At 71.8% G+C, this 21,870-nt stretch carries 22 protein-coding genes and 1 riboswitch; of the genes, 5 read left to right on the plus strand and 17 right to left on the minus strand.

Annotated elements, in window-relative coordinates:
- The first annotated feature begins 159 nt into the window (after nt 1-159).
- Both HHX30_RS39115 and HHX30_RS39120 read left to right on the plus strand, forming a co-directional pair.
- Nucleotides 160-1,140, plus strand: coding sequence for an SAM-dependent methyltransferase (locus HHX30_RS39115; RefSeq protein WP_311923036.1), 981 nt, complete (start codon nt 160-162; stop codon nt 1,138-1,140).
- Nucleotides 1,137-1,454, plus strand: a complete 318-nt coding sequence (locus tag HHX30_RS39120) for an antibiotic biosynthesis monooxygenase (RefSeq protein ID WP_169988992.1) — start codon at nt 1,137-1,139, stop codon at nt 1,452-1,454. The genes HHX30_RS39115 and HHX30_RS39120 overlap by 4 nt, the downstream gene beginning before the upstream one ends.
- On the opposite strand, the gene HHX30_RS39125 is transcribed toward HHX30_RS39120, so the two are convergent.
- Nucleotides 1,434-2,633, minus strand: a complete 1,200-nt coding sequence (locus HHX30_RS39125; RefSeq protein WP_311923037.1) for a cytochrome P450 — start codon at nt 2,631-2,633, stop codon at nt 1,434-1,436. The genes HHX30_RS39120 and HHX30_RS39125 overlap by 21 nt on opposite strands.
- A 79-nt stretch (nt 2,634-2,712) precedes the next feature.
- A riboswitch (SAM riboswitch) is annotated at nt 2,713-2,828 on the plus strand.
- A 49-nt stretch (nt 2,829-2,877) separates the two neighbouring features.
- On the opposite strand from HHX30_RS39125, the gene HHX30_RS39130 reads away from it, so the two are divergent.
- Nucleotides 2,878-4,158 carry an aminotransferase class V-fold PLP-dependent enzyme gene (locus HHX30_RS39130; protein ID WP_211593409.1) on the plus strand — a complete coding sequence of 427 codons (1,281 nt, stop codon included), beginning with the start codon at nt 2,878-2,880 and terminating at the stop codon, nt 4,156-4,158.
- Between the two features lie 30 nt (nt 4,159-4,188).
- On the opposite strand, the gene HHX30_RS39135 is transcribed toward HHX30_RS39130, so the two are convergent.
- Complete coding sequence (locus HHX30_RS39135; RefSeq protein WP_249350972.1) at nt 4,189-4,698, minus strand: helix-turn-helix transcriptional regulator; 510 nt, start codon at nt 4,696-4,698, stop codon at nt 4,189-4,191.
- Nucleotides 4,699-4,824: 126 nt separating this feature from the next.
- On the opposite strand from HHX30_RS39135, the gene HHX30_RS39145 reads away from it, so the two are divergent.
- Nucleotides 4,825-6,018, plus strand: coding sequence for an NADH-quinone oxidoreductase subunit D (locus tag HHX30_RS39145; protein WP_396706876.1), 1,194 nt, complete (start codon nt 4,825-4,827; stop codon nt 6,016-6,018).
- 4 nt (nt 6,019-6,022) lie between these two features.
- Here the strand turns inward: HHX30_RS39145 and HHX30_RS39150 are convergent, their stop codons facing one another.
- From HHX30_RS39150 to dacB, 11 genes are all read right to left on the minus strand, one after another.
- Nucleotides 6,023-6,472, minus strand: a complete 450-nt coding sequence (locus HHX30_RS39150; protein WP_169988995.1) for a DUF3180 domain-containing protein — start codon at nt 6,470-6,472, stop codon at nt 6,023-6,025.
- A gap of 18 nt (nt 6,473-6,490) precedes the next feature.
- Nucleotides 6,491-6,991: a 2-amino-4-hydroxy-6-hydroxymethyldihydropteridine diphosphokinase gene (gene folK / locus HHX30_RS39155; protein WP_169988996.1), complete on the minus strand. Its 501-nt coding sequence runs from the start codon at nt 6,989-6,991 to the stop codon at nt 6,491-6,493.
- Nucleotides 6,988-7,371: a dihydroneopterin aldolase gene (folB, locus tag HHX30_RS39160; RefSeq protein ID WP_169988997.1), complete on the minus strand. Its 384-nt coding sequence runs from the start codon at nt 7,369-7,371 to the stop codon at nt 6,988-6,990. Before folB ends, folK begins: the two co-directional genes overlap by 4 nt.
- Complete coding sequence (locus HHX30_RS39165) at nt 7,368-7,796, minus strand: nuclear transport factor 2 family protein (RefSeq protein ID WP_169988998.1); 429 nt, start codon at nt 7,794-7,796, stop codon at nt 7,368-7,370. The genes folB and HHX30_RS39165 overlap by 4 nt, the downstream gene beginning before the upstream one ends.
- A 22-nt stretch (nt 7,797-7,818) precedes the next feature.
- Complete coding sequence (gene folP, locus HHX30_RS39170; protein WP_249350973.1) at nt 7,819-8,691, minus strand: dihydropteroate synthase; 873 nt, start codon at nt 8,689-8,691, stop codon at nt 7,819-7,821.
- Between the two features lie 74 nt (nt 8,692-8,765).
- Nucleotides 8,766-9,362 (minus strand): GTP cyclohydrolase I FolE, encoded by a 597-nt coding sequence (gene folE / locus HHX30_RS39175; protein WP_249350974.1) that lies wholly within the window; start codon nt 9,360-9,362, stop codon nt 8,766-8,768.
- 2 nt (nt 9,363-9,364) lie between these two features.
- Entirely contained in the window at nt 9,365-11,371 is a 2,007-nt protein-coding gene (gene ftsH / locus HHX30_RS39180) for an ATP-dependent zinc metalloprotease FtsH (protein ID WP_169988999.1), read from the minus strand.
- 268 nt (nt 11,372-11,639) lie between these two features.
- Nucleotides 11,640-12,197, minus strand: a complete 558-nt coding sequence (hpt, locus tag HHX30_RS39185; protein WP_311923038.1) for a hypoxanthine phosphoribosyltransferase — start codon at nt 12,195-12,197, stop codon at nt 11,640-11,642.
- Between the two features lie 12 nt (nt 12,198-12,209).
- The gene (tilS, locus tag HHX30_RS39190) at nt 12,210-13,214 is read right to left on the minus strand and encodes a tRNA lysidine(34) synthetase TilS (protein ID WP_169989000.1); all 1,005 of its coding nucleotides are present in this window, start codon (nt 13,212-13,214) and stop codon (nt 12,210-12,212) included.
- Nucleotides 13,215-13,399: 185 nt separating this feature from the next.
- Nucleotides 13,400-14,449 (minus strand): zinc-dependent metalloprotease, encoded by a 1,050-nt coding sequence (locus HHX30_RS39195; protein ID WP_169989001.1) that lies wholly within the window; start codon nt 14,447-14,449, stop codon nt 13,400-13,402.
- Between the two features lie 57 nt (nt 14,450-14,506).
- Complete coding sequence (dacB, locus tag HHX30_RS39200) at nt 14,507-15,892, minus strand: D-alanyl-D-alanine carboxypeptidase/D-alanyl-D-alanine-endopeptidase (RefSeq protein WP_311923039.1); 1,386 nt, start codon at nt 15,890-15,892, stop codon at nt 14,507-14,509.
- A gap of 86 nt (nt 15,893-15,978) precedes the next feature.
- Here dacB and HHX30_RS39205 point away from each other — a divergent pair, with 86 nt between their 5' ends.
- Complete coding sequence (locus HHX30_RS39205) at nt 15,979-16,476, plus strand: inorganic diphosphatase (RefSeq protein WP_169989002.1); 498 nt, start codon at nt 15,979-15,981, stop codon at nt 16,474-16,476.
- Here the strand turns inward: HHX30_RS39205 and HHX30_RS39210 are convergent, their stop codons facing one another.
- The 4 genes from HHX30_RS39210 to HHX30_RS39225 all read right to left on the minus strand — a co-directional run bounded on the left by HHX30_RS39210 (nt 16,477) and on the right by HHX30_RS39225 (nt 21,846).
- The gene (locus HHX30_RS39210) at nt 16,477-17,643 is read right to left on the minus strand and encodes a C40 family peptidase (protein ID WP_169989003.1); all 1,167 of its coding nucleotides are present in this window, start codon (nt 17,641-17,643) and stop codon (nt 16,477-16,479) included.
- Nucleotides 17,644-17,786: 143 nt separating this feature from the next.
- Nucleotides 17,787-19,763, minus strand: a complete 1,977-nt coding sequence (locus HHX30_RS39215) for a sigma-70 family RNA polymerase sigma factor (RefSeq protein ID WP_169989004.1) — start codon at nt 19,761-19,763, stop codon at nt 17,787-17,789.
- A 164-nt stretch (nt 19,764-19,927) separates the two neighbouring features.
- Nucleotides 19,928-21,025, minus strand: coding sequence for a saccharopine dehydrogenase NADP-binding domain-containing protein (locus tag HHX30_RS39220; RefSeq protein WP_169989005.1), 1,098 nt, complete (start codon nt 21,023-21,025; stop codon nt 19,928-19,930).
- A gap of 47 nt (nt 21,026-21,072) precedes the next feature.
- Entirely contained in the window at nt 21,073-21,846 is a 774-nt protein-coding gene (locus tag HHX30_RS39225) for an FxLYD domain-containing protein (protein ID WP_169989006.1), read from the minus strand.
- Nucleotides 21,847-21,870 lie beyond the last annotated feature (24 nt).

The following is a 21,870-nucleotide window of genomic DNA, read 5'->3' on the forward strand; positions in this document are numbered from 1 at the left end:
CAGGCCCTGCTGGGCGTTGCCCAGGCGGGCAGGCACTCCTCGGTCGCCCCAACCCGACGGTCCGATTTTGTCCCATTTCTCACAGGCCTATGTTGAGCCATAAGTACGAAAGTGACTACTTTTCGTCACGGCCCCGGCGTGTCGGTACCGTGAAGCGCTGTGGAAGTCACCTGGCGGGAGGCCATGCGGCGGGCGCTCTACGGCGAGCGGGGCTTCTACCTGCGAGAGCGCCCCGACCGGCATTTCCGGACATCGGTGCACGCCTCGCCGGTCTTCGCCGAGGCCGTGCTGCGCCTGCTCCGGCAGGTCGACGCCGCCCTCGGCCGGCCCCGCCCGGTCGACCTCGTGGACATGGGCAGCGGCAACGGCCTCCTCGCCGCCCGGGTGCTCGCCGCCGCGCCGCCGGACCTCGCGGAGCGGCTGCGGGTCACCGCCGTCGACCTGTCCCCCCGGCCCGGCGATCTCGATCCCCGCGTCGCCTGGGAGCCGCAGGTCCCGTACGGCGTCAGCGGCCTGGTGGTGGCCAACGAGTGGCTGGACAACGTGCCGCTCGACATCGCCGAGATGACGCCCGGCGGCCCACGTCTGGTGCTCGTGGATCCGGCGACCGGCGAGGAGCGGCCGGGGCCCGCTCCCGGCCCCGAGGATCTGGCCTGGCTGGAGCGCTGGTGGCCGCTGCGCTCCGCCGGGGAGCGCGCCGAGATCGGCCGTCCCCGGGACGAGGCGTGGGCCTCGTTGATCGCGCGGCTGGCGCACGGCACCGCGGTCGCCGTGGACTATACCCATCTGGCCGGACGGCGGCCCCCGCTCGGCACGCTCACCGGATATCGCGACGGCTCGCTGGTGCCCGCCGTGCCGGACGGGTCGTGCGACATCACCGCCCACGTCGCGCTGGACGCCTGCGCGGCGGCGGGCGAGCGCGCGGGGGCGGAGGCGACCACGCTCACCACGCAGCGGGAGGCGCTGCGCGAGTTGGGGGTCACCGGCGCCCGGCCGCCGCTCGCGCTCGCGTCCGCCGATCCCCCGGGTTACGTACGCGCGCTCGGCCGGGCCTCCCAGGAGGCCGAGCTGATCGACCCGGCCGGCCTCGGCGGCTTCGGCTGGCTCAGTCAGTCACGACATCGAGAGGAGCGACCATGATCGCGAGAATCTGGCGCGCGAGCGCCACCCGGGAGGGCGCGGACCGCTACGAGCGGCATTTCACCGCGTCGGTCCTGCCCTCCCTGCGCGACGTGGACGGGCACCGCGGCGCGTACCTGCTGCGGCGGGACGCCGACGGCCGGGTGGACATCCAGGTCATGACGCTGTGGGAGTCGATGGACGCGATCCGCCGCTTCGCCGGCGACGATCCCGCCACCGCCGTCGTCGAGCCCGCCGCCCGGGCCGTCCTGCTCGGCTACGACACGACGGTCACCCACCACACGGTCAGCGTGTCAGACGGCGACCTTCAGTGATTCCAGGCCGCGCATGATGTAGCTGGGCTTCCAGGTCGGCTCCTCGGCGAGCTCCAGGCCGGGGGCGAGGCGCAGCAGCGCGCCGAAGGACTCCGCCATCTCGACCCGCGCGAGCGGCGCGCCGAGGCAGAAGTGGATGCCGGCACCGAACGAGATGTGCGGGTTGTCCGCCCGGCCGATGTCCAGGCGGTCCGGGTCGGCGAAGACCTCGGGGTCCCGGTTCGCCGAGCCGAACAGCAACGCGATCTCCACACCCCGGGGGATCGTCACCCCGCCGACCTCGATGTCCTCGAGCACCCACCGCTCGAACATCTGCGCCGGGGTGTCGTAGCGCAGCAGCTCCTCGACCGCCGTCGGCATCAGGCCGGGGTCGGCGCGCAGCCGCTCCAGCTCGCCGGGGTTGCGGAACAGCGCCCACCACCCGCTGCCGGTGGCGTTGACCGTGGCTTCGTGCCCGGCGTTGAGCAGCAGCACGCAGGTGCCGATCAGCTCGTCCTCGGTCAGCCGGTCGCCGTCGTCCACCACCTGCGCGAGCGCGGAGATCATGTCGTCGCCCGGCCGGTCCCTGCGCGCCCTGGCCAGCCCGCGCAGGTACTCGGCGAACTCCGTCGCGGCGCGTACGGCCGTGTGCTGGACCTCCGGGGCCGGGTTCAGCTCGTACATCCCGCAGATGTCGGCCGACCAGGGGCGCAGGAGGTGGCGGTCGGCCTCGGGCACGCCCAGCATCTCGGCGATCACGGTGACCGGCAGCGGCTCGGCGACCTCGGCCAGCAGGTCGCCGCCGCCGCGCTCGACCAGTCCCTCGGTCAGCTCGGTCGCGATCCTGCGTACGCGCGGGCGCAGCGACTCGACCATCCGGGGCGTGAAGGCCTTGGACACCAGGCGGCGCAGCCGCGTGTGCACCGGGGGCTCCACGTCGAGCATGCCGGCCCGGATCACCCGCCAGAACGGCTTCTGGAAGTCCGGCTCGGGCTCCCGGCCGAACTCCTCATGGGTGGCCACGTGCAGGTAGGACCGGCCCAGCCGGCGGTCGCGCAGCAGCGCGTTCACGTCGGCGTGCCGGGCGACCAGCCACTGCCCGGTCGGCTCGAAGAAGCTGACCGGCTCGTTGTCCCGCAGGTCGCGGTAGGCGTCGTACGGGTGAGCCACGAACTCGGGATTCCAAGGATCAAACTTCACAATGCACACCATAACGGCAAATCCGCCTCTCACCAGCGGGCTTGCCTTCGAGCCCGGATGCCGGGTTATAGTGCGCTCAGGTCATGAGTGCCAGCATCAAGCCCCGGCTTGCTGGCCGGCAACCCTCGCGCTCGCGGCGGGGTGCCCCGGGTGAGGACCGGGTCCGGCACGAGGTGTGCCGGACAAGCGCGGGCTCCGCCGTACGACGCCATGGCCGGGGTCCCAGACCCGAGGAGGCTTGGCGTTGTCCGCACTCACCTTCGTCCAGCAGGCCGTCACCCGCATCTCCGAGCCCGTACGCCTACCGGCTGTCGTGGGCGCCGGCCTGGAGGTGCCCGTCAGGGGCGGCAGGCTCGTGCCGTACGCGAACCTCGACTACGCGGCGAGCGCGCCCTGTCTCGAGCCGGTGAACGCCACCGTCGCGGCGGCGTTGCCGGCCTACTCCAGCGTCCACCGGGGCGCGGGCTACGCCTCACAGCTCACCACCGCGCGGTACGAGCAGGCCAGGCACACCGTGCGGGCCTTCGTCGGCGCCCGTCCCGGCGACGCCCTGATCTTCGTGCGCAACACGACCGACGCGATGAACCTGCTGGCCCGCAGCCTCCCCGAGGGCACCACCGTCGTCGTGTTCGACACCGAGCACCACGCCTCGCTGCTGCCCTGGCCCGACGCCGTACGGCTCGCGCCGCCCGCCTTCCCCGGCGAGGCGATCCGGGCGGCCGACGAGGCGCTGGCCGCGATCGAGGGCCCGGCCCTGCTCGTCGTGACCGCCGCCTCCAACGTCACGGGCGAGCTGTGGCCGATCGCCGGGCTGGCCCACGTCGCCCACCGGCACGGCGCGCGGATCGCCGTGGACGCCGCCCAGTTCGTCCCCCATCGCGGGCTCAACCTCGCCGCGCTCGACCTCGACTACGTGGCGTTCTCCGGGCACAAGCTCTACGCCCCCTTCGGCGCCGGGGTGCTCGTGGGCCGCCCCGACTGGCTCGCCGACGCCGATCCGTACCTGCGCGGCGGCGGAGCCGTACGGTCCGTGGGCGAGACGGTGGACTGGAGCGACGACCCCGAGAGCCGGCACGAGGCCGGCACCCCCAACGTGCTCGGCGCCATCGCGCTCGCCGCCGCCTGCGACGCGCTGACCACGACCGGCTGGATCGCGCTGGTCCACGAGGAGGAGCGGCTGCTCGCCCGCCTGCGCGCCGGGCTCGCCACGATCCCCGGCGTACGCGAGCTGTCCCTGTGGGGCCCCGACCACCCGCGCGTCGGCATCGTGTCGTTCGCCGTGGAGGGCCGCACGGCCAGAGAGGTCGCCGAGACGCTGTCGGCCGACCACGGCATCGGCGTCAGGGACGGCAAGTTCTGCGCCCACCCGTTCGTCCGCCACCTCCTCGGCGGGGACGACGCCGGCTGCGCCGACGGCACGGTGAGCGCCGTACGCGCCTCGATCGGCATCGGCACGACCGAGGAGCACGTCGACCGCCTCGTCGACGCCCTGCGTCAAATCGCCGCCGCTGAAGACGGGAAGTGAGGTCGGGGGTCTCGCCCAAGAGGCCCCCTGTCAAGCGGCATCCGTCGACCTCTCGCTGACGGGCAGGCGCAGCGTCCGATCACCGAAGTCGACGACCAGGTCCAAGCGGGCCCCGAGCGCCTCTACATAGCGAGCGATGACCTCGATGGACGTGACCTCTCCATGCTCGATCTGTGAGACCCGGGCAACGCTCAGACCCATGACAGCCGCGACGTCCCTCTGGCCGAGCCCGAGCTGCTTTCGCGCCTCGGCGAGCTGATGACCGCGTGCCTCCGCGAGGAGTTTCCTGGCACCCTGCTCGATCACGGAAGGAGAGACGCCGGCCTCGTGAAGTTCCCGTTCGAGGTCGGCCCAGTCCCCCGGCACTCTCTTCGCCATGTTCACTCCTCTTCGTCGCTGGTGTAGTCGAGGTACAGCTGGCCCCTCCTCCCGAAGTGCGGCGACGGCCTGAGCGACTTGGATCGCCGAATCGAGATCCTCCTTGAGGAGCGTCCTGAACCAAGCGGCGTACTCACCTGTGACCTTCACCGTCCACGCCAAGAGTGCCCTCCCACAATTAAGGCTAGCCTTAAGCCGAGCAGCAGGCTACTGCCGTCGGCATGCGACGGTGGTCGAGTTCGTCTGATGCCTTCGCCGTCTTCGCTCCCGCGTGATGAGCGTGAAAGCATGGACGGCATGACGACCGAGCAGGAGGGCGGGCGCACCGAACGCATCGTGGGGCTCGGCGCGGGAGCCGACGCCGTGCAGGCGAGGGAGCTGGCCACCGAGGACATGATCCTCAACATCGGCCCGCAGCACCCGTCCACCCACGGCGTGCTGCGGCTGCGGCTCGTCCTCGACGGCGAGCGCATCACGGCCGCCGAGCCGATCGTCGGCTACATGCACCGCGGCGCGGAGAAGCTGTTCGAGGTGCGCGACTACCGGCAGATCATCGTGCTGGCCAACCGGCACGACTGGCTGTCGGCGTTCGCCAACGAACTGGGCGTGGTGCTCGCGGTCGAGCGCATGCTGGGCATGCAGCCGCCGCCCAGGGCGGTGTGGGCCAGGACGCTGCTGGCCGAGCTCAACCGCGTGCTCAGCCATCTGATGTTCCTCGGCAGCTATCCCCTGGAGCTCGGCGCGATCACCCCGGTCTTCTACGCCTTCCGCGAGCGGGAGACCCTGCAGCACGTCATGGAGGAGATCTCCGGCGGCCGCATGCACTACATGTTCAACCGGGTGGGCGGCCTGAAGGAGGAGCTGCCCCTGGGCTGGCTCGACCGCGTCACCGCCGCCGTCGCGGCCGTGCGCCGGCGGCTGCCCGACATCGAGGAACTGATCGCCGGCAACGAGATCTTCCTGGCCCGCACCCGCGGCGTCGGCGTGCTCGACCGCGAGACGATCATGCAGTACGGCGTGAGCGGCCCGATCGCGCGAGCCTCGGGCGTCGACTTCGACCTGCGGCGCGACGAGCCCTACCTCGCGTACGGCGAGCTGCCCGTGAAGGTCGTGACCCGGTCGGCCGGGGACTGCCAGGCCCGGTTCCAGGTGCTGCTCGAACAGGTCAAGGTCTCTCTCGACCTGGCCGACGCCTGCGCCGAGCGCCTGCGGCACCTGCCGCCCGGGCCGATCAACCAGCGGCTGCCGAAGGTGCTGAAGGCGCCCGAAGGTCACACGTACGCCTGGACGGAGAACCCGCTCGGCCTGAACGGCTACTACCTCGTGTCACGCGGCGAGAAGACGCCGTGGCGGCTCAAGCTGCGCAGCGCCTCCTACAACAACATCCAGGTGCTGCGGGAGATCCTGCCGGGCAACCTGGTCGCCGACATGATCGCGATCCTCGGCTCGATGTTCTTCGTGGTGGGAGACATCGACAAGTAGCCGATCAGGTCTCCCCGGAGGGCTTGCCGGGCACCCGGCAGCAGTGTTCGAGGAACAGCGCCGCACAGACCAGGATCACGCAGGCCACGAACGACCCGCCTCCGACGAACGCGTCCTGCCGGGGCTTGTCCAGGTCGAGCAGGTCCAGCACACGCAGCACGAACCCGGCGAAGACGCCGCCGAACGCCGCCCCCGCGTACGCCGTGGCCTTGGCCAGCGCCGCCAGACGGGCGACGGCGAGCGGCTCGACGGGCTTGGTGCCGGGGTGGCGCAGGATCCTCGCCCGGGTCAGCCAGCCCGTGTACACCTCGCCGACGGCCAGCAGCAGCGTCGTGGGGATCGCGGTCCATGGCAGGGTCGGCAACATGGAGTAGAACTGCCGCAGCAGCCCCCAGGTGAGCAGGGCGAACACGACCACCAGACCGACGAGCACGCCGGGATTGCTGGGCTTCACGCGGGGACTCCTCGTCGATCAGACCGGGGGTTCGAGCACGAGGTCGGTGCGCAGCCGTACCCCGCTCTGGTCCGTGTCGGCCAGCAGGGCCGCGACCGAGCCGCGCCCGGGCAGCACCGCCCCCGGATCGGCCTGTGCCCACGGGACCAGGACGAACGCCCGCTCGTGCGCCCGGGGGTGCGGGAGCGTGAGCTCGGGGTCGTCGGACATCAGGTTGCCGACCGCGATGAGGTCCACGTCGAGCGTCCTCGGGCCCCACCGCTCCTTGCGCTCGCGGCCGAAGGCGGTCTCGACGCTCTGCGCGCGGTCGAGCAGCGTGCGGGGGTCGAGCATGCTCTCGGCGACCACCACCGCGTTCAGGTACGGGCCCTGCTCGGGACCGCCGACCGGATCGGTCTCGTAGACCGGCGACACCGCCACGAACGTGAGCCCAGGGGCGTCGAACAGCGAGTCGAGGGCCCCCTGGAGGTTGTCGATACGGCGGCCGAGATTGCTGCCGAGCGCGATCACGACCCTCATGCGCGCCCCCTTCTGATCGTCACCACCACGTCGTCGAACGGCAGCGGGATGGGCGCCGCCGGTTTGTGCACGCTGACCTCCACCTCCTCGACCAACTGGTGGCCCAGGCAGGCCGCCGCCAGCCGCTCGGCGAGCGTCTCGATGAGGTTGACCGGCTCGCCCTCCACGATGCGGACGAGCGCCCCCGCCAGTGCCCCGTAGTCGACCGTGAGGGTCAGGTCGTCGGCCGCCGCCGCCGGGGCGGTGTCGAAGCGCAGGGCCACGTCGACCACGAACTCCTGGCCCAGCTCTCGCTCGGCGGGCAGGCAGCCGTGCCTGCCGCGGGCCCGCAGGCCCGTCAACCGAACCGTGTCACGACTGGTCGTCGGCCGTGCCGTCAAGGCTCCTGCTCCTCCTCGTCCTCGTCGTCGCTCTGCAGGACCGGTGAGCCGTGGTAGAGCCACAGCCGCCACCCGGTCCCGGTGCGCACGTAGGTGCTGGACGCGACGACCCGGCCGGCCGCGAAGCCCGGCTCGTCGGTGTCGGCGGCCGTCAGGATGTTCTCCGCGCAGGTGACCACGGCGACGTCGCCGAGCACGGTCGTCTGCACGTCGGTCAGCACGAACTGGATGTACGGCGTGTTGGCCATGATGAGCGCCCACGAGCGGAGCACCTCCGACCGCCCGGTCAGCATCGGCCAGCCGGGATGGACGCACATGGCCGGACGTCCCGGGACGTCCTCGATCCAGATCTCCGACATCGTGTCGAGGTCGCCGCTCTCGATGGCGTTGTAGAACGCCTGGTTGAGCTCCTCGATGTCCTTCATCGGCGTCCCTGTCGGCATCTCGTCACCGGCCCTCGTCAGCGTGTCGTACGCCTGCTGCCCGCCAGACCGCGGCCACACGCACCGCATCCGCGTTCGCCCGCACCCGGTGCACCCGCACGCACCAGGCACCGGCCCGCGCCGCGAGCGCGGTGACGGCGAGCGTGGCGTCGTCGCTGCCGTCGAAGGGCCTGGGCTCGCCGTCCGGCCCCGCCAGGAGGCGGCCGAGGAAGCGTTTGCGCGACGCTCCGATCAGCAACGGACGGCCGAGGCGGTTCAGCTCGCCGATGCCGGCCAGCAGGGCCCAGTTGTGCTCGGCGTTCTTGGAGAACCCGAGGCCGGGGTCGAGCACGATCTGCTCCTCCCGCACACCCTCGGCCAGCACGGAGTCGACCCGCTTGCGCAGTTCCTCCGCCACCTCGGTCACGACGTCGCCGTAGATGGCCCGGCTCTCCATGTCACGGCTGTGCCCGCGCCAGTGCATCACGACGTACGGCACACCGGTCGCGGCCACCACCCGCGGCATGGCGGGGTCGGCCAGCCCGCCGCTCACGTCGTTGACGAGCTTCGCCCCGGCCTCGACGGCCGCCTCGGCCACCTCCGCGCGCATGGTGTCGACGCTGACGGTCACGCCTTCCTGGCTGAGCGCGCGGATCACCGGTTCGACGCGGCGGAGCTCCTCCTCCAGGGAGACGCGGGCCGCACCCGGACGGGTGGACTCGCCGCCCACGTCCACGATGTCGGCGCCCTCGGCCACCAGCTCGAGGCCGTGCCGGATCGCGATGTCGGCGTCGAACCACTGCCCGCCGTCGGAGAACGAGTCGGGGGTCACGTTGACCACGCCCATGACCAGACAGCGCCCAGACTCGGGCATACCGGGCACACTCGCTGCGGTCATGGGGTCAAGACTAGTGCCATGAGGCATGGTGCCCGTCGGGCAGGAGCGCCGTCCCAACCGGCCCTCGCCCGCGCTCAGCCGCGCAGGATCAGCGACATGGCCTCGGCCCGGGTCGCCTCACAGGTGCGGAAGTCGCCGCGGACGGCCGAGGTGAGCGTCTTGGCGCCGGGTTTGCGCACGCCGCGCATGGTCATGCACATGTGCTCGGCCTCGATCACCACGATCACTCCCCGAGGTTCGAGGACCTTCATCAGGCCGTCGGCGATCTGGGAGGTCATCCGCTCCTGGACCTGCGGCCGGCGGGCGTAGACGTCCACCAGCCTGGCCAGCTTGGACAGGCCGGTGATGCGCCCCTTCTCGTTCGGGGTGTAGCCGATGTGGGCCACGCCGTGGAACGGGAGCAGATGGTGCTCGCAGGTGGACATCACCTCGATGTCCTTGACGAGCACCATCTCGTCGTGGTCCGCGTCGAACATCGTGGTCAGCGCGTCCTCGGGGCGCTGACCGAGCCCGGCGAACTGCTCGGCGAGCGCCCTGGCCACCCGGGCGGGGGTGTCCCGGAGCCCGTCGCGATCGGGGTCCTCCCCGATCGCGAACAGGATCTCCCGGACCGCCTTCTCGATCCGGTCGTGGTCGAAGCCGGGGGGCGGCCCCACCATGGGTTCGGCCATGCTCAGGCCTCGTCCCGCTGCGCCGACTGGTCGTTGGCCCACGGCGTCGAGCCGGAGCCGCCGGCGGGCAGCGCCTGGCCGTTGCCGTTGGCGCGCTCCTTGGGGGTGATGACCGGAGGACGGTCGGACGGCAGGCGCTTGCCGTATCCGGCGTAGGAGGGCCGCTTCTCCCTCGTCACGATGGGCGAGAAGATCTCGAGGACCTGCTCCCGGGAGAGCGTCTCCTTCTCCATGAGTTCGAGCACGAGGTTGTCGAGCACGTCGCGGTACTGGACGAGGATCTCCCACGCCTGGTCGTGCGCGCTCTCGATGAGGCGGCGGACCTCCTCGTCGATCGCCGAGGCGATCTGCTCGGAGTAGTCGCGCTCGTGGCCCATCTCACGGCCGAGGAAGACCTCGCCGTTGCCGCTGCCGAACTTGCGGGCGCCGAGCCGCTCGCTCATGCCGTACTCGGTGACCATGCGGCGGGCGATCGAGGTCGCCTTCTCGATGTCGTTGGACGCGCCGGTGGTGGGCTCGTGGAAGACGAGCTCCTCCGCGGTGCGGCCGCCGAGCAGCATGGCGAGCTGGTCCATCATCTCGGACCGGGTCGCCAGGAACTTGTCCTCCATCGGCAGCGTCATCGTGTAGCCGAGGGCGCGGCCGCGGGACAGGATCGTGATCTTGTGGACCGGGTCGGAGTTGGGCAGCGCGTGGGCCACCAGGGCGTGCCCGCCCTCGTGGTAGGCGATGATCTTCTTCTCCTGGTCCGACATGACCCGGGACTTGCGCTCGGGACCGGCCATCACGCGGTCGATCGACTCCTCCAGAGTCGACATCGTGATGAGCTTCTGATCCATGCGGGCGGTCAGCAGGGCCGCCTCGTTGATCACGTTGGCGAGGTCGGCGCCGGTGAAGCCGGGGGTCCTGCGGGCGATCACGTCGAGGTCGACGTCCGAGGCGAACGGCTTGCCGCGCCCGTGGACGCGCAGGATGCCCTTGCGGCCCTCCAGGTCGGGCCGGTCGATGACGACCTGACGGTCGAAGCGGCCGGGACGCAGCAGGGCGGGGTCGAGGATGTCGGGCCGGTTGGTCGCGGCGATGAGGATAACGCCGCCCTTGACGTCGAAGCCGTCCATCTCGACGAGGAGCTGGTTCAGCGTCTGCTCACGCTCGTCGTGGCCGCCGCCGAGGCCCGCGCCGCGGTGCCGGCCGACGGCGTCGATCTCGTCGATGAAGATGATCGCCGGGGCGTTCGCCTTGGCCTGCTCGAACAGGTCGCGGACGCGGGAGGCGCCGACGCCGACGAACATCTCGACGAAGTCGGAACCGGAGATCGAGTAGAACGGCACGCCCGCCTCACCCGCGACGGCGCGCGCGAGCAGGGTCTTGCCGGTGCCGGGCGGGCCGTACAGCAGCACGCCCTTGGGGATCTTCGCACCGATGGCCTGGAACTTGGCCGGCGCCTGGAGGAACTCCTTGATCTCCTGGAGCTCCTCGATGGCCTCGTCGGCCCCCGCCACGTCGGCGAAGGTGGTCTTCGGGGTGTCCTTGGTGATCAGCTTGGCCCGCGACTTGCCGAAGTTCATGACCCGGGAGCCGCCGCCCTGCATCTGGTTCATGATGAACAGGAAGAGCAGGACGACGATGATGATCGGCAGGAAGCTGACCAGCAGGCTCACGAGGAAGTTCTGCTTCGGCACCTCGACCGTCCAGCCCTGGCTGGGCTTGGCCTGGTCGAGCGCCTGCGCGAGCTGGACGCCCTGACCCTCGACCCAGGGCGCCTGGATGCGGTCGGTCGTCTTGCCCGCGACCTCGATGGGCTTGTTCAGCGTCAGCTCGACGCGCTGGTCCTTGTCGACCACGGTCGCGCTCTTGACATTGCCCTGCTGGATCTGCTGGACGACCGTCGAGGTGTCAGCGGTGGCGTAGTTGCCGTCTCCGCCGAACATCGTGGTGACGAGCAGGAGAAGCAATACGATGCCCAGGATCCACAGCAGTGGGCCACGTGTAAATCGCTTGAGATCCATCCGTTGCGGAACCCCGGCGGGCCCGTCCCTTCCTGACCAAGGCCTGCCCCGGGAGAACCCGGGGTCGCGGCATCCCTTACCGCTCCTTCTGGCTACCGCGGGCCGGCCTCAGCGGCCTCCCACGGATATCCGAAGGTACACCCGGCAGCCGCGTCGGGTAACTGCCCGAGCGGCTCCGGCTTTGCCTTTCCAACGTACGTCAGCCAACCCCGTGTTCCCCGACCTGGCGCCCAATAACGCACGATCCGAGGGTCACTTCGCTAAGGGCTTACTCCCCTCCGTACACATGAGGCGCAAGAGTCCCGATGAACGGCAGGTTGCGATAGCGCTCCGCGTAATCGAGGCCGAACCCGATGACGAACTCGTTGGGGATGTCAAAACCTACGTAACGGACGTCCAACTCCACCTTCACCGCGTCCGGCTTGCGCAGCAGGGTGCAGATCTCCACCGACGCCGGGTTGCGCGACTTCAGGTTGTTCATGAGCCACGAGAGCGTCAGCCCGGAGTCGATGATGTCCTCGACCACGAGCACGTGCCGGCCGGCGATGTCGGTGTCGAGGTCCTTCAGCACCCGCACGACACCGGACGACTTGGTCCCGGCGCCGTACGAGGAGACGGCCATCCAGTCCATCTGCACGGGCACGTGCAGCGCGCGGGCGAGGTCGGCCATGACCATGACCGCCCCCTTGAGCACGCCGACGATCAACAGTTCCCTGCCGGCGTAGTCGGCGTCGATCTGGCCCGCCAGTTCCTTGATCTTCTCCTGCAGCTCCTGCTCGGAGATGAGGACTCTGGAGAGATCCTTGCCCATGTCGGCTGCGTCCACCTGGGGTTTTCCTTACGCGAGCGAGAGGTTGTCCACGGCGAACACAAGGGTGCCACAGCGCCTGACCACCCCTACCCCCCCGGGTAGGTCCACCCCCTTCTGCCCGTGCCAGCCGGTCACCAGCCGCTCGACCGCCTCGATGTGCACCGCCGCGAGCGCGGCGGCGTGCGCCCCGGCCTCGACGGCCGCCCGCCGGATGACCCGCCGCCGCACCGCCCCCGGCACGCCGGCCAGGACGGACACGTCCAGTTCCCCGCGGGGGCCCCGCGACTTGGCGTGGACGCTGTCCGCCCACTCGTCCAGGGCGTCGGCGTCGTCCCGGCACAGCCGCGCCGTACGCGCCAGCGCCTCGGCGATCCCCGGCCCCAGCGCTGCCTCCAGCGCCGGAAGGGCGTCGCGCCGCACCCGGACCCTTGTGTACGCCGGATCGTCGTTGTGCGGGTCGTCCCAGGGCCGCAGGCCGAGGGCGTCGCACGCCTGCCTGGTCCGCTCGCGGCCGAGCCCCAGCAGGGGGCGCCGGTAGATCCCGGTGACCTCCGCCATGCCGGACAGCGACCGCGAGCCGCTGCCCCGGGCCAGGCGCAGCAGCACGGTCTCCGCCTGGTCGTCGCGGGTGTGGCCGAGCAGGACCGCGGCGGCGCCCAGCCGGCCGGCCGCGGCGGACAGCGCGGCGTAGCGGGCCTCCCTCGCCGCGGCCTCGGGGCCCCCGGCCGTGCCGACCGTGACGGTCAGCGCCTCGGCCGGGTCGAGACCGAGCGAGTGCGCGAGCCGTACGACGTCGCGGGCCCGCCCGGCCGAGCCCTCCTGCAGGCCGTGGTCGACGGTCAGCAGCCCGGCGCGCAGGCCGAGGCGCGGGGCCGCGAAACCGGTGGCCGCCGCCAGCGCCAGCGAGTCGGCGCCGCCGCTGCAGGCCACGAGAACGAGCGGCGGCTCCACCACGTCTCGCGGGACGGCGAGGTCCGCGAGCGAGAGCCGTACGGCACGGCGGACGTCGGCGACGGCGGGATGCGGGCCCATGCGGCCATTCTGGCGGTGCCGCTCGCGGGCCGGGTAACGCCCCGGCCCGGCCGCTGCGTGATCACGAGAGACGTCCGCCCAGGTCAGCCCAGAGGTGTCCGATTTATTACATGATCACGGAGGGATGCGACGCAGGTCAGATGGGGTCTCTGCGACAAACTACAAGATCACGATGGTGGAGGTGGTCAGGTGGAGGTGAGGACGCGGGACATCCAGGCGTGTGGGTCGGCGATCTCCCGGCGGTCGGGCAGGGTCTCCGGCGAGGTCCACACCTTGTTGAACGACTCCATGCCGGCCTCGTCCACGACGGTGCGCACGAAATGAGAGCCCTCGGCGTACTGCTTCATCTTGAGCTCGATGCCGAGCAGCCGGCGGACGAGCTGGTCGAAGCGCGAGCCGCCCTCGCGGCGGCGCTGGAACTTGGCCCGGATCTCGGCCACCGACGGCACGACGGACGGGCCCACCGCGTCCATGACGTAGTCGCCGTGCCCCTCCACGAGCGTCATCACGGCCGTCACCCGGTCGAGCACGGCCTTCTGCTCGGGCGTCTGGATGGCCTCGATGAGGTTGCCCTCGCCGCCCCTGAAGGCGTCGGCCACCGCGTCTGAGGCGGCGCGCAGGCGCTCCAGCAGGGTCGCCAGGTCCATCTCGGACGCGAGGAGGAAATCGGTCATCTGGCCGCGGACGTACTCCCGCAGCCAGGGAACGCCGGTGAACTGCACCCGGTGGGTCTCCTCGTGCAGGCACACCCACAGGCGGAAGTCACGGGGATCGACCCCCAGCTCGCGCTCGGCGTGCACGATGTTGGGCGCCACCAGCGTCAACCGCCCGGTCGGGGCGTTGCCCGAGGGGTCGGGCGGGAGGAACAGTTCGTACTGCCCGAGCACCCGCGAGGCGAGGAAGGCCAGCACCGCGCCGACCTCGAGCCCGGTGATGCGCGAGCCCACCGCGCCGACGACCGCCGGCACGTTCGACATCTTCTGCGTCAGCGGCTCCAGCACCACCCGGAAGCCGTCCACGTTCGCGCGGATCCACCCGGGGCGGTCGACCACGGTCGCCGCCTCCGGCGGCGCCGAGTCGATGCGGGTGAACTCCCGCACGTGCCCCTCGGCGTCCCGCGACAGCCGCCGCAGTTCGAGGACCGCCTGCCTGGCCTCCTCGCGGCTCACCTGAGGGCCGGGGCGCACGAGGCGCACCCCGGTCGAGACGGCCAGATCCCAGTCGATCACCTGCATACCCACCACCGTACGTTCTTCGCCTTCTCGCCGCGCATGCAGCCGCGAGGGGGACGGTCAGCTTTGGGAGACGATCGTGGCCATCTTGTCGAGCGCGGCGATCGCCTCCGGCGGGTTGGCCACCTGGTCGGCCATGAACGCGAAGGTCAGCAACCGGCCGTCAGAGGTGTACGCGATGCCTGCCAGGGTGTTCACCCCGTTCAAAGTGCCCGTCTTCGCGCGCACCAATCCGGCGCCCGCCCTCGAATCGGACTTCTCATAGCGGTTGTGCAGAGTCCCGGTGAATCCCGCGACCGGCAGGCCGCTGATCAGCGAGTGCAGCTCCGGATGGGCGGAGGACGCCGCCACGGCCAGGATGCGGGCGAGGGCGGTCGGCGTGATCCGGTTCTTCGTGGAGAGCCCGCTGCCGTCGTGGACCTCCACGCCGTCGGTCACGCCGAGGCGGGTGAGCACGCGCCGGACCGCCGCGGGCACGCCCTCGAAGGTGTGCGGGAGACCTTCCTTGACGGCCGCATGGCGGGCGAGCGCCTCGGCGAGGTCGTTGTCACTGTGCGTGAGCATCCGCTCGACGAGCGCGTAGACCGGGCCGGACTCGACCCGGGCCAGTTCCTGGGCGGTGGGCGCCGCCCTGGCCGAGTCGACATTCTTGCCCACCTTGATGCCGTTCTTCCTGAGCAGCAAGGCGAACGCGTCGGCGGTGGCCCGTGCCGGGTCCGGATAGCGTGCGCCGTTGCGTGCCCGGCCCTCGTCCATCATGAGCGCGGCCACGGGGGCGACGCTGCCCTCCGGGATGTACGTCGGCTTCCAGCCCGGCGCCGTCCGCGGCCCGGCGAACAGCGAGGCGTCGTACGACAGGTCCACCGAGGCGAGTTTCGCCGCCTTGAGCGCCTTGGCCGTGGTCGATGCGAGCCGGGCGAGCGACGCGGGCCTCGGGTAGATCCTCTTCTGCTCCGCGGCGCTGGTGGCCGGGCCGGCCAGGGTCGGGTCGCCGCCGCCGACCAGGACGATCGACGTGGCGGAGGTCCCCCGCACGACCCGCGTGGCCAGGCGGGCGTCCGGCCCCACCGTGGCCAGCACCGTCAGCGCGGTGACCACCTTGGTGGTCGAGGCCGGGGTGATGGCGGTGCCCGAGCGGCCGTCGTATATAGGTTCTCCCGTGACGGCGTCGAGCACGATCCCGGCCACGCTGCCGCCCAGTGCGGGGTCACCCATCGCAGCGGCGAGCCGGGTGGTCAAAGTACCCTTGGCGGGGAGAGCCCCGTCCCCCGCCGCGGCCAGAACCGGACCCGCGGTCACCAGGGGGATCGGGGTCGGCTTCGGAGACGCGACCGGAGCCGGGGTCCTGTCGGCGTCATGGGTGACCAAATAAGTACCCGCGAGGACGACGAAGATCTGCAGCAGGGCGAGGGTGGCCACCACCATCCACCGCTCACGTCGCACCACTACGCCCTCATTTCGCGCCGACCCTGACCACGCCTACGAGACATTAACGCCCACCCGGGAGACCGGGGACTCATGCGGAGGAACGAGTGGAGTTCGACGTTGTCGTTGAGATTCCCAAGGGACAACGGAACAAGTACGAGGTTGACCACAAGACCGGCCGCATACGTCTGGATCGCCTGCTTTTCACCTCGACCCAGTACCCCGCCGACTACGGGTTCATCGAGAACACCCTCGGCGAGGACGGCGACCCGCTCGACGCGCTCGTGCTGCTCCAGGAGCCGACCTTCCCCGGCTGCCTGATCAGCTGCCGCGCTGTCGGGATGTTCCGGATGACCGACGAGAAGGGCGGCGACGACAAGGTCCTGTGCGTCCCGGCGACCGATCCGCGGATGGAGCACATCCGCGACATCCACCACGTCGCCGAGTTCGACCGGCTGGAGATCCAGCACTTCTTCGAGGTCTACAAGGACCTGGAGCCCGGCAAGTCCGTCGAGGGCGCCAACTGGGTCGGGCGCGTCGAGGCCGAGGCCGAGATCCTCGCCAGCATCGCGCGGTTCCAGGAGACCGAGCACCAGGAGCACTGATCAGCCGGGCCGGGTGGCGCCGACGAGATCGTGGCGCCAGATGGGCGAGATGCGCACCACGTCCCCCGTCTGGGGGGCGTGGACCATCATGCCGCGCCCGATGTAGATGCCCACATGATGGATGGAGCCGGGATTACGGCTCAACTGGCCGTAGAAGATGAGGTCGCCGGTGCGCAGTTCCTTGAGGGGGACGTGCCGTCCCGAGGTCCACTGCGTGCCGGTCCAGTGATCGAGTGACACCCCGGCCCGCTGCCAGGCCCGCATCGTCAGCCCCGAGCAGTCGAACCCCGACGGGCCCGCGGCGGCCCACACGTACGGCTTGCCGATCTGTTTGAGCGCCCACTGGGCGGCCTGCTCGCCGGGCCCCGACCCGAGTCGACCCGTCCACGCCGGCACCGCCAGGCTTCTGCTCGCGGGGAGGGACACCCTCCTGGCGGCCTGCCGTGCCTTGGTCCTGGCCTGTTTCAGCTCGTCCACGCGCTCACGGGCGACCTCCAGCCGTTTGGAGATCTCCGTTTTCTCCTGCTCGATGCGTTGGGTCTGTTCGAGCTGTTCCTCGACGGCCCGCTGTGCCGCGTCCTTCGCCTGCCGCACCTCGTCGGCGCTGCGCGACTGCTCGGAGTAGGCGCGGGCCGCCTGTTCTCGGAGGATCTCGAAGACCTGTTGCGCGTCTTCCAGGCGTTGCAGCGTGGCGACCTGTTCGTCGCCCAGCTGCGTCAGCACGCTGGCTCTTCGCAGGAAGCCGCGCATGTCGTTCAGACCGCCGAGCATCGCCGCGGTGGACGGCGACAGCCGCAGCCCGCCGTACGCTTCGGCCACCCTCGCCGCCACCTCGCCGCGCAGCCGGTCGACCTGGCCGGCCGCCTGGCGGACCCGCCGCGCCGACTGCTCGTACGCGGAACGCGCCTGCTCGAGCTGGACGAGCTCCCCGTTGTAGGCCTCCACGAGCCGCTCGGCCTCGGCGTTCAGCGTCTCCTTGCCGGCCTGCGCGACCGCGAGATCGGCCTCGGCCCTGCCCAGTTCCCGTACGCGCTCCTGCACCTGCTGCCGCGCCTTGGCGACGTCCTTGGCCGACGGCTTCGGATCGGCTCCGGCCGGCGCCCCCAAGGTCAGGACGAGACTTGACCCGAGCCCGGCGACCAGCCCCGATGCTCTGAGGAGTGGCATTACTTCCCCTTCCTTGCTCCACTCCCCTCACTTCCCGGCGACTACTCTCCGTACACATCTAAGTCACGCCCAGTAATCCACCTATGCGGTGGGTCGTCCCGATAAGGCAGGGAAAGATGTGGGCCGGTGTCCGGAATAAGCCTCTATGTGGTCTTCGGGTCGGCCGGGGCCGAGCCGCCGCCGGGACCGTGCCCGTCTCCGGATCCGCCGGGACGTCCGGGCCCCCCGGAGCTCCCCGCCGCGGGGCCGCCGGCCGCGCCACGACGCTCGGTGTCTTTCGGGGCGCTTTCCCGGGTCGCGCGTACGCCCGGCGGAGCGCCGTCCCGCCCGGGACCCGGGCCGTCACGGTGCGAGCCGTCCCTGCCGGACCCACCGCGGTCGGGTTCTGCGCGTCCCGGGCGCTCGTGGGCGGCGCCGCCGTACCGGGCGGGCCACGGCCCGGGGAGGGGCCGGGCGCCGCCTCCGGCGCCCCGGGCCTCGTACCTGCCGCCGTGTCCGCTGCCGTGTCCTCCGCGCACGGGCGGAACGGCCGGGGGTCCGCCATGGTCGCCGGAGGGCCCGTGGGAGGGCTCGGGAGTCGGCGGGCACTCCCGGTGGGGACGGGGGTGGTGCTGGTGGTCGCGCCAGGGCGGACGGTGTCCCGGCCAGTGCGCCGGCGGCGGCCCGCCCCTCGGCCGGCCCGAGCCGGGACCGCCGGAGCCCTGCCCATCGGAGCCCTGCCCATCGGAGCCCTGCCCATCGGAGCCTGAGCCACCGGGGCTGGGCTCCGTGCCGGGGGTGCCCGGCGTGATGGTGGGCACGGGTGTCGGGCCGGACGGCGAAGCCCCCGGACTCGGCACGGTGGCGGACGGCGCGCCAGTGGGGCGCACGGATGGTCTCACCGTCGGTCGCACTGGCGGTCGCACCGGCGGCGCGGGACGATGCGGCCGTACGGCCGAGGGCGGCGCGGGTGGGGGCAGGGGCGCCGGGCGCGGCAGGGCCACCGGCTCCACGGGCGCGACGGGTACGACGGGCTCGGCCAGATCCCGGGAGACCGGGGGCGCGGGCGAGCGCCCCGCGGCCCCTTCGGCCGCGTCGTCGGACCCCTCGCGTGACGCGGCGGGCGGGCTGACCGGGGCCTCCGCCGTGGGGAGCCGGTGCGGGGCGATCGTGTCGGCGGCCTGCTCGCGCAGGTCCCCGGCGAACTGGGCGAACACGAGCGCGATCGTCGCCGCCGCCGCCAGGGCGGCCACGGCGCCGGCCACGGCCTGTGCCAGCCTGCCCTCGCGGCGGCCGGCCCTCGGGTAGCCCGCGGCGTTCAGCTTGCCCACGCGCTTGGCGACGTACCGCCGGTAGGGAACGAGCTCGGGATCGATGAAGCTGCTGAGCACCCGCACCCGCAGCGTCTCGGGCAGGGCGACCTGGGGGAGCAGGCCGAACACCTTGGCCGCGGAGATCTGCCGGACACGCTGACGTCCGCAGATCTCGCACCGCGCGAGGTGCCGGATCAGCTGGGCCCGCGTCTGCGGGGTGAGTTCTCCCGTGAACCCCTCGAGGATGGCGGACGCCCGCTCGCAATCGTGGGTGGCGCGCCTGGCCAGGATCTCGGCGGTCACCGTCTCACGCAGGCGTTCGGTGGCCGCGTCGAGGAGCCCTTCGGCGTACCGCTCGCCCGTGCCGAGCACGGCGGCCAGGTCCTGGCCGGTCATCCCGTGCCTGGCCGCGAGTTCGAGCACCTCCCGGTCCTCGGGGGACAGCGCCCCCACGGCGCCGGCGGCGACGATGCGCAGGTCGGTCCCTTCGGCTGTGGCGCCGTCGGCCGCGATACCGGGGAAGGGCAGGGTGGCGACGGGGACCGGCCCGGTGCCGGGCCCGTCCTCCGGCCCGGGCGTGCGGCGGCGCATGCACTCGCCCCGGGCCAGGGCGTACAGCCAGGGACGGAACCTGTGCGGATCGGCCAGCGAGCCGACGAGGGCCTCCGCGGCGATCAGCGTGTCGCGCAGCGCGACCTGGGCGGCGTCGGGCCCGGCCAGCAACGTGCGGCAGTACCGGTAAAGGCTCTCCGCGTATGTGTCGTAAAGGGCGGCCAGCGCTCCCGGATCCCGGGCTCGCAACGCCTCGACCAGGACGCCATCATTCATATAACGGAGCGTAAATGCTCGGTAACTCCCCGCTCCACCCATTCAGGCGAAGTCGCGTAACTACACGGAGGACTTTTACGCTCCGCCAGCCAGACGAACTGCCGCGACTCGCCGTCTTATTGCGCAATCAATCACGATAAATCCGGTCAACCGACCGGACGCCATCACTCCCGTACGGTCATTCCCGCCTCGGCGCACCCGCGAATGAGGTTCTCCAGGCCGAAGGCGTCCACGGGCCCCAGAGCGCCGGTGCCGTGCACGCCCTCCGCGAGCGCCATCGCCGCCCCCCAGGCCAGCACCCCGGCCGTGAACTCGTACGGATCGCCGCCGGCGACGTGGACGGCGGCCAGGCGGCGGCCTTCCGCGTCGTACGCCTCGGCCACGATGCGCGACGACACACCCGTCCCGGCCGGCCCGCCGCCCCCGCCCGTACGCAGCACCCGGTCGGCGAGCGCCTCGGTCGCCCGCCGGACCCCGGGCACCGCGCCGATGACGGGGGTCGCCCTGGCCAGCACGCCCGCGACCCTGGTCAACCCGCCCAGCCAGCCGAGGTAGACGTTCACCTCACGCAGACCGGCGTGCGCGGGCGGCAATGTGAAGTGCTCGGAGGCGCCGATGGACAGGCCGTGCCGGACACGGCCGTCCACGACGAACCTGCGGGTGCGGCCGTGCTCGGGGACGATGCGGCCCTCGCGGAAGCCGTACATCGGTTCGAGGATCATTCCCAGCGCCGAGGCGCGGGTCCCCGCGCTGGCGCGACGGGCCATGCCGCCCTCCACGAAATAGCCGACGTCCACCCGGACGGCCCCCGGCCCGGCCTTGCCCAGGGCCAGGGCCGCGGCGAGGTTGCCGGGCACGTAGTCGTACCCGAAGGCAGTGATCAGGGCGGCGCCCCTGGCCGCCGCGGCGGGGCCGTACCGCTGGAAGATCCGCTTGATGAAGGTGGGCTCTCCGGTGGTGTCGAGGTAGACCGCGCCCGCCTCCGTCGCGGCGGCGACCGCGGCCTCTCCCCACCGGACGAACGGGCCGACCGTCGAGATCAGCACGTCGCCGCGCGCGACGATCCGGCGTACGGACTCGGGGCGGCCCACGTCGGCGACCGCGATGGGCAGGTCGCCGCCCAGCGAGTCGGCGAGGGCGGTCAGCCGCGTCTGGTCCCGGCCTGCGAGCAGCGGCCGGGCCCCGCGCGCGACGAGCGCCTCGGCGGTGAGCCTGCCGGTGAAACCGGTGGCTCCGAACAGCACGATCCTGGGGGTGGCCATCCCGCTACGGTAACCCTCCCCTCCCGTCAAGATCGGCAGTGGGCCGCTCACTGGCGCCGGTCGTTGGGCGGCGGATACCCGCGGTCCTTGGCGAACGGCTCCGTCGTCGGCGCGACCGTGTGCAGCGGGACGGCCCCGGCCCCGGCCAGCTCCTCGTACGTCTTGGCGGTCGAGCCCCAGGTCGTGGCCTGCACGTCGGTCGCCCCGACGGAGCCGCGCACGCCCTCGACCGTGATGACGAACCGGCGCCTGGCGCCCGGCCGCACGTCGTCCACGTACGTCGTGGCCCCGCCGACGAGGGTGCCCGCGGCGTCGCGCAGCAGGGCCGTGACGGCGAGGCCGCTGGCGGGCTTGCGGAACGGGTCCAGCACGTAGCCGGTGACGAGGTAGGACCCGTTCTTCAGCTTGTCCGTGCGGACATCCGAGATCGGGAACTTGAGGAACGCCGACGGGGTGCGCGGGATCGGCCGCCACGAGGCGGGACGGTAGTCGATCTTCACGCGGACCGGCTGGGCGGTGGCCGTGACCTGGCCGCTGAAGGCCAGCGGACGGCCGGGCGGCACCGCGTCCAGCGGCTGTTCCAGGTGCACGACCTCCTTGCCGCCGGCGTCGACCGCCGTGACCACGGCGACGGCGTTCTCCCCGAAATGCCATCGGTTGGGGTTGCTCAGCACCCCCGCCCAGCTCACCGCGTACCCGGCTCCCGAGCGCACGATCGAGGACACCTGTTCCTTCAGGGCCAGCGGTCGCGGGCCCTCCTGATTGTCATTCCTCGCGCACGACGCCATCGCCAGCGCGGCGATGACGAGTGCGGCGGTCATGTGGCAACGTCGCGTCACTTAGCC

Origin of the sequence: Microbispora sp. H10836, from assembly GCF_012999525.1 — a bacterium.
In the GTDB taxonomy this organism is placed as follows: Bacteria; Actinomycetota; Actinomycetes; order Streptosporangiales; family Streptosporangiaceae; genus Microbispora.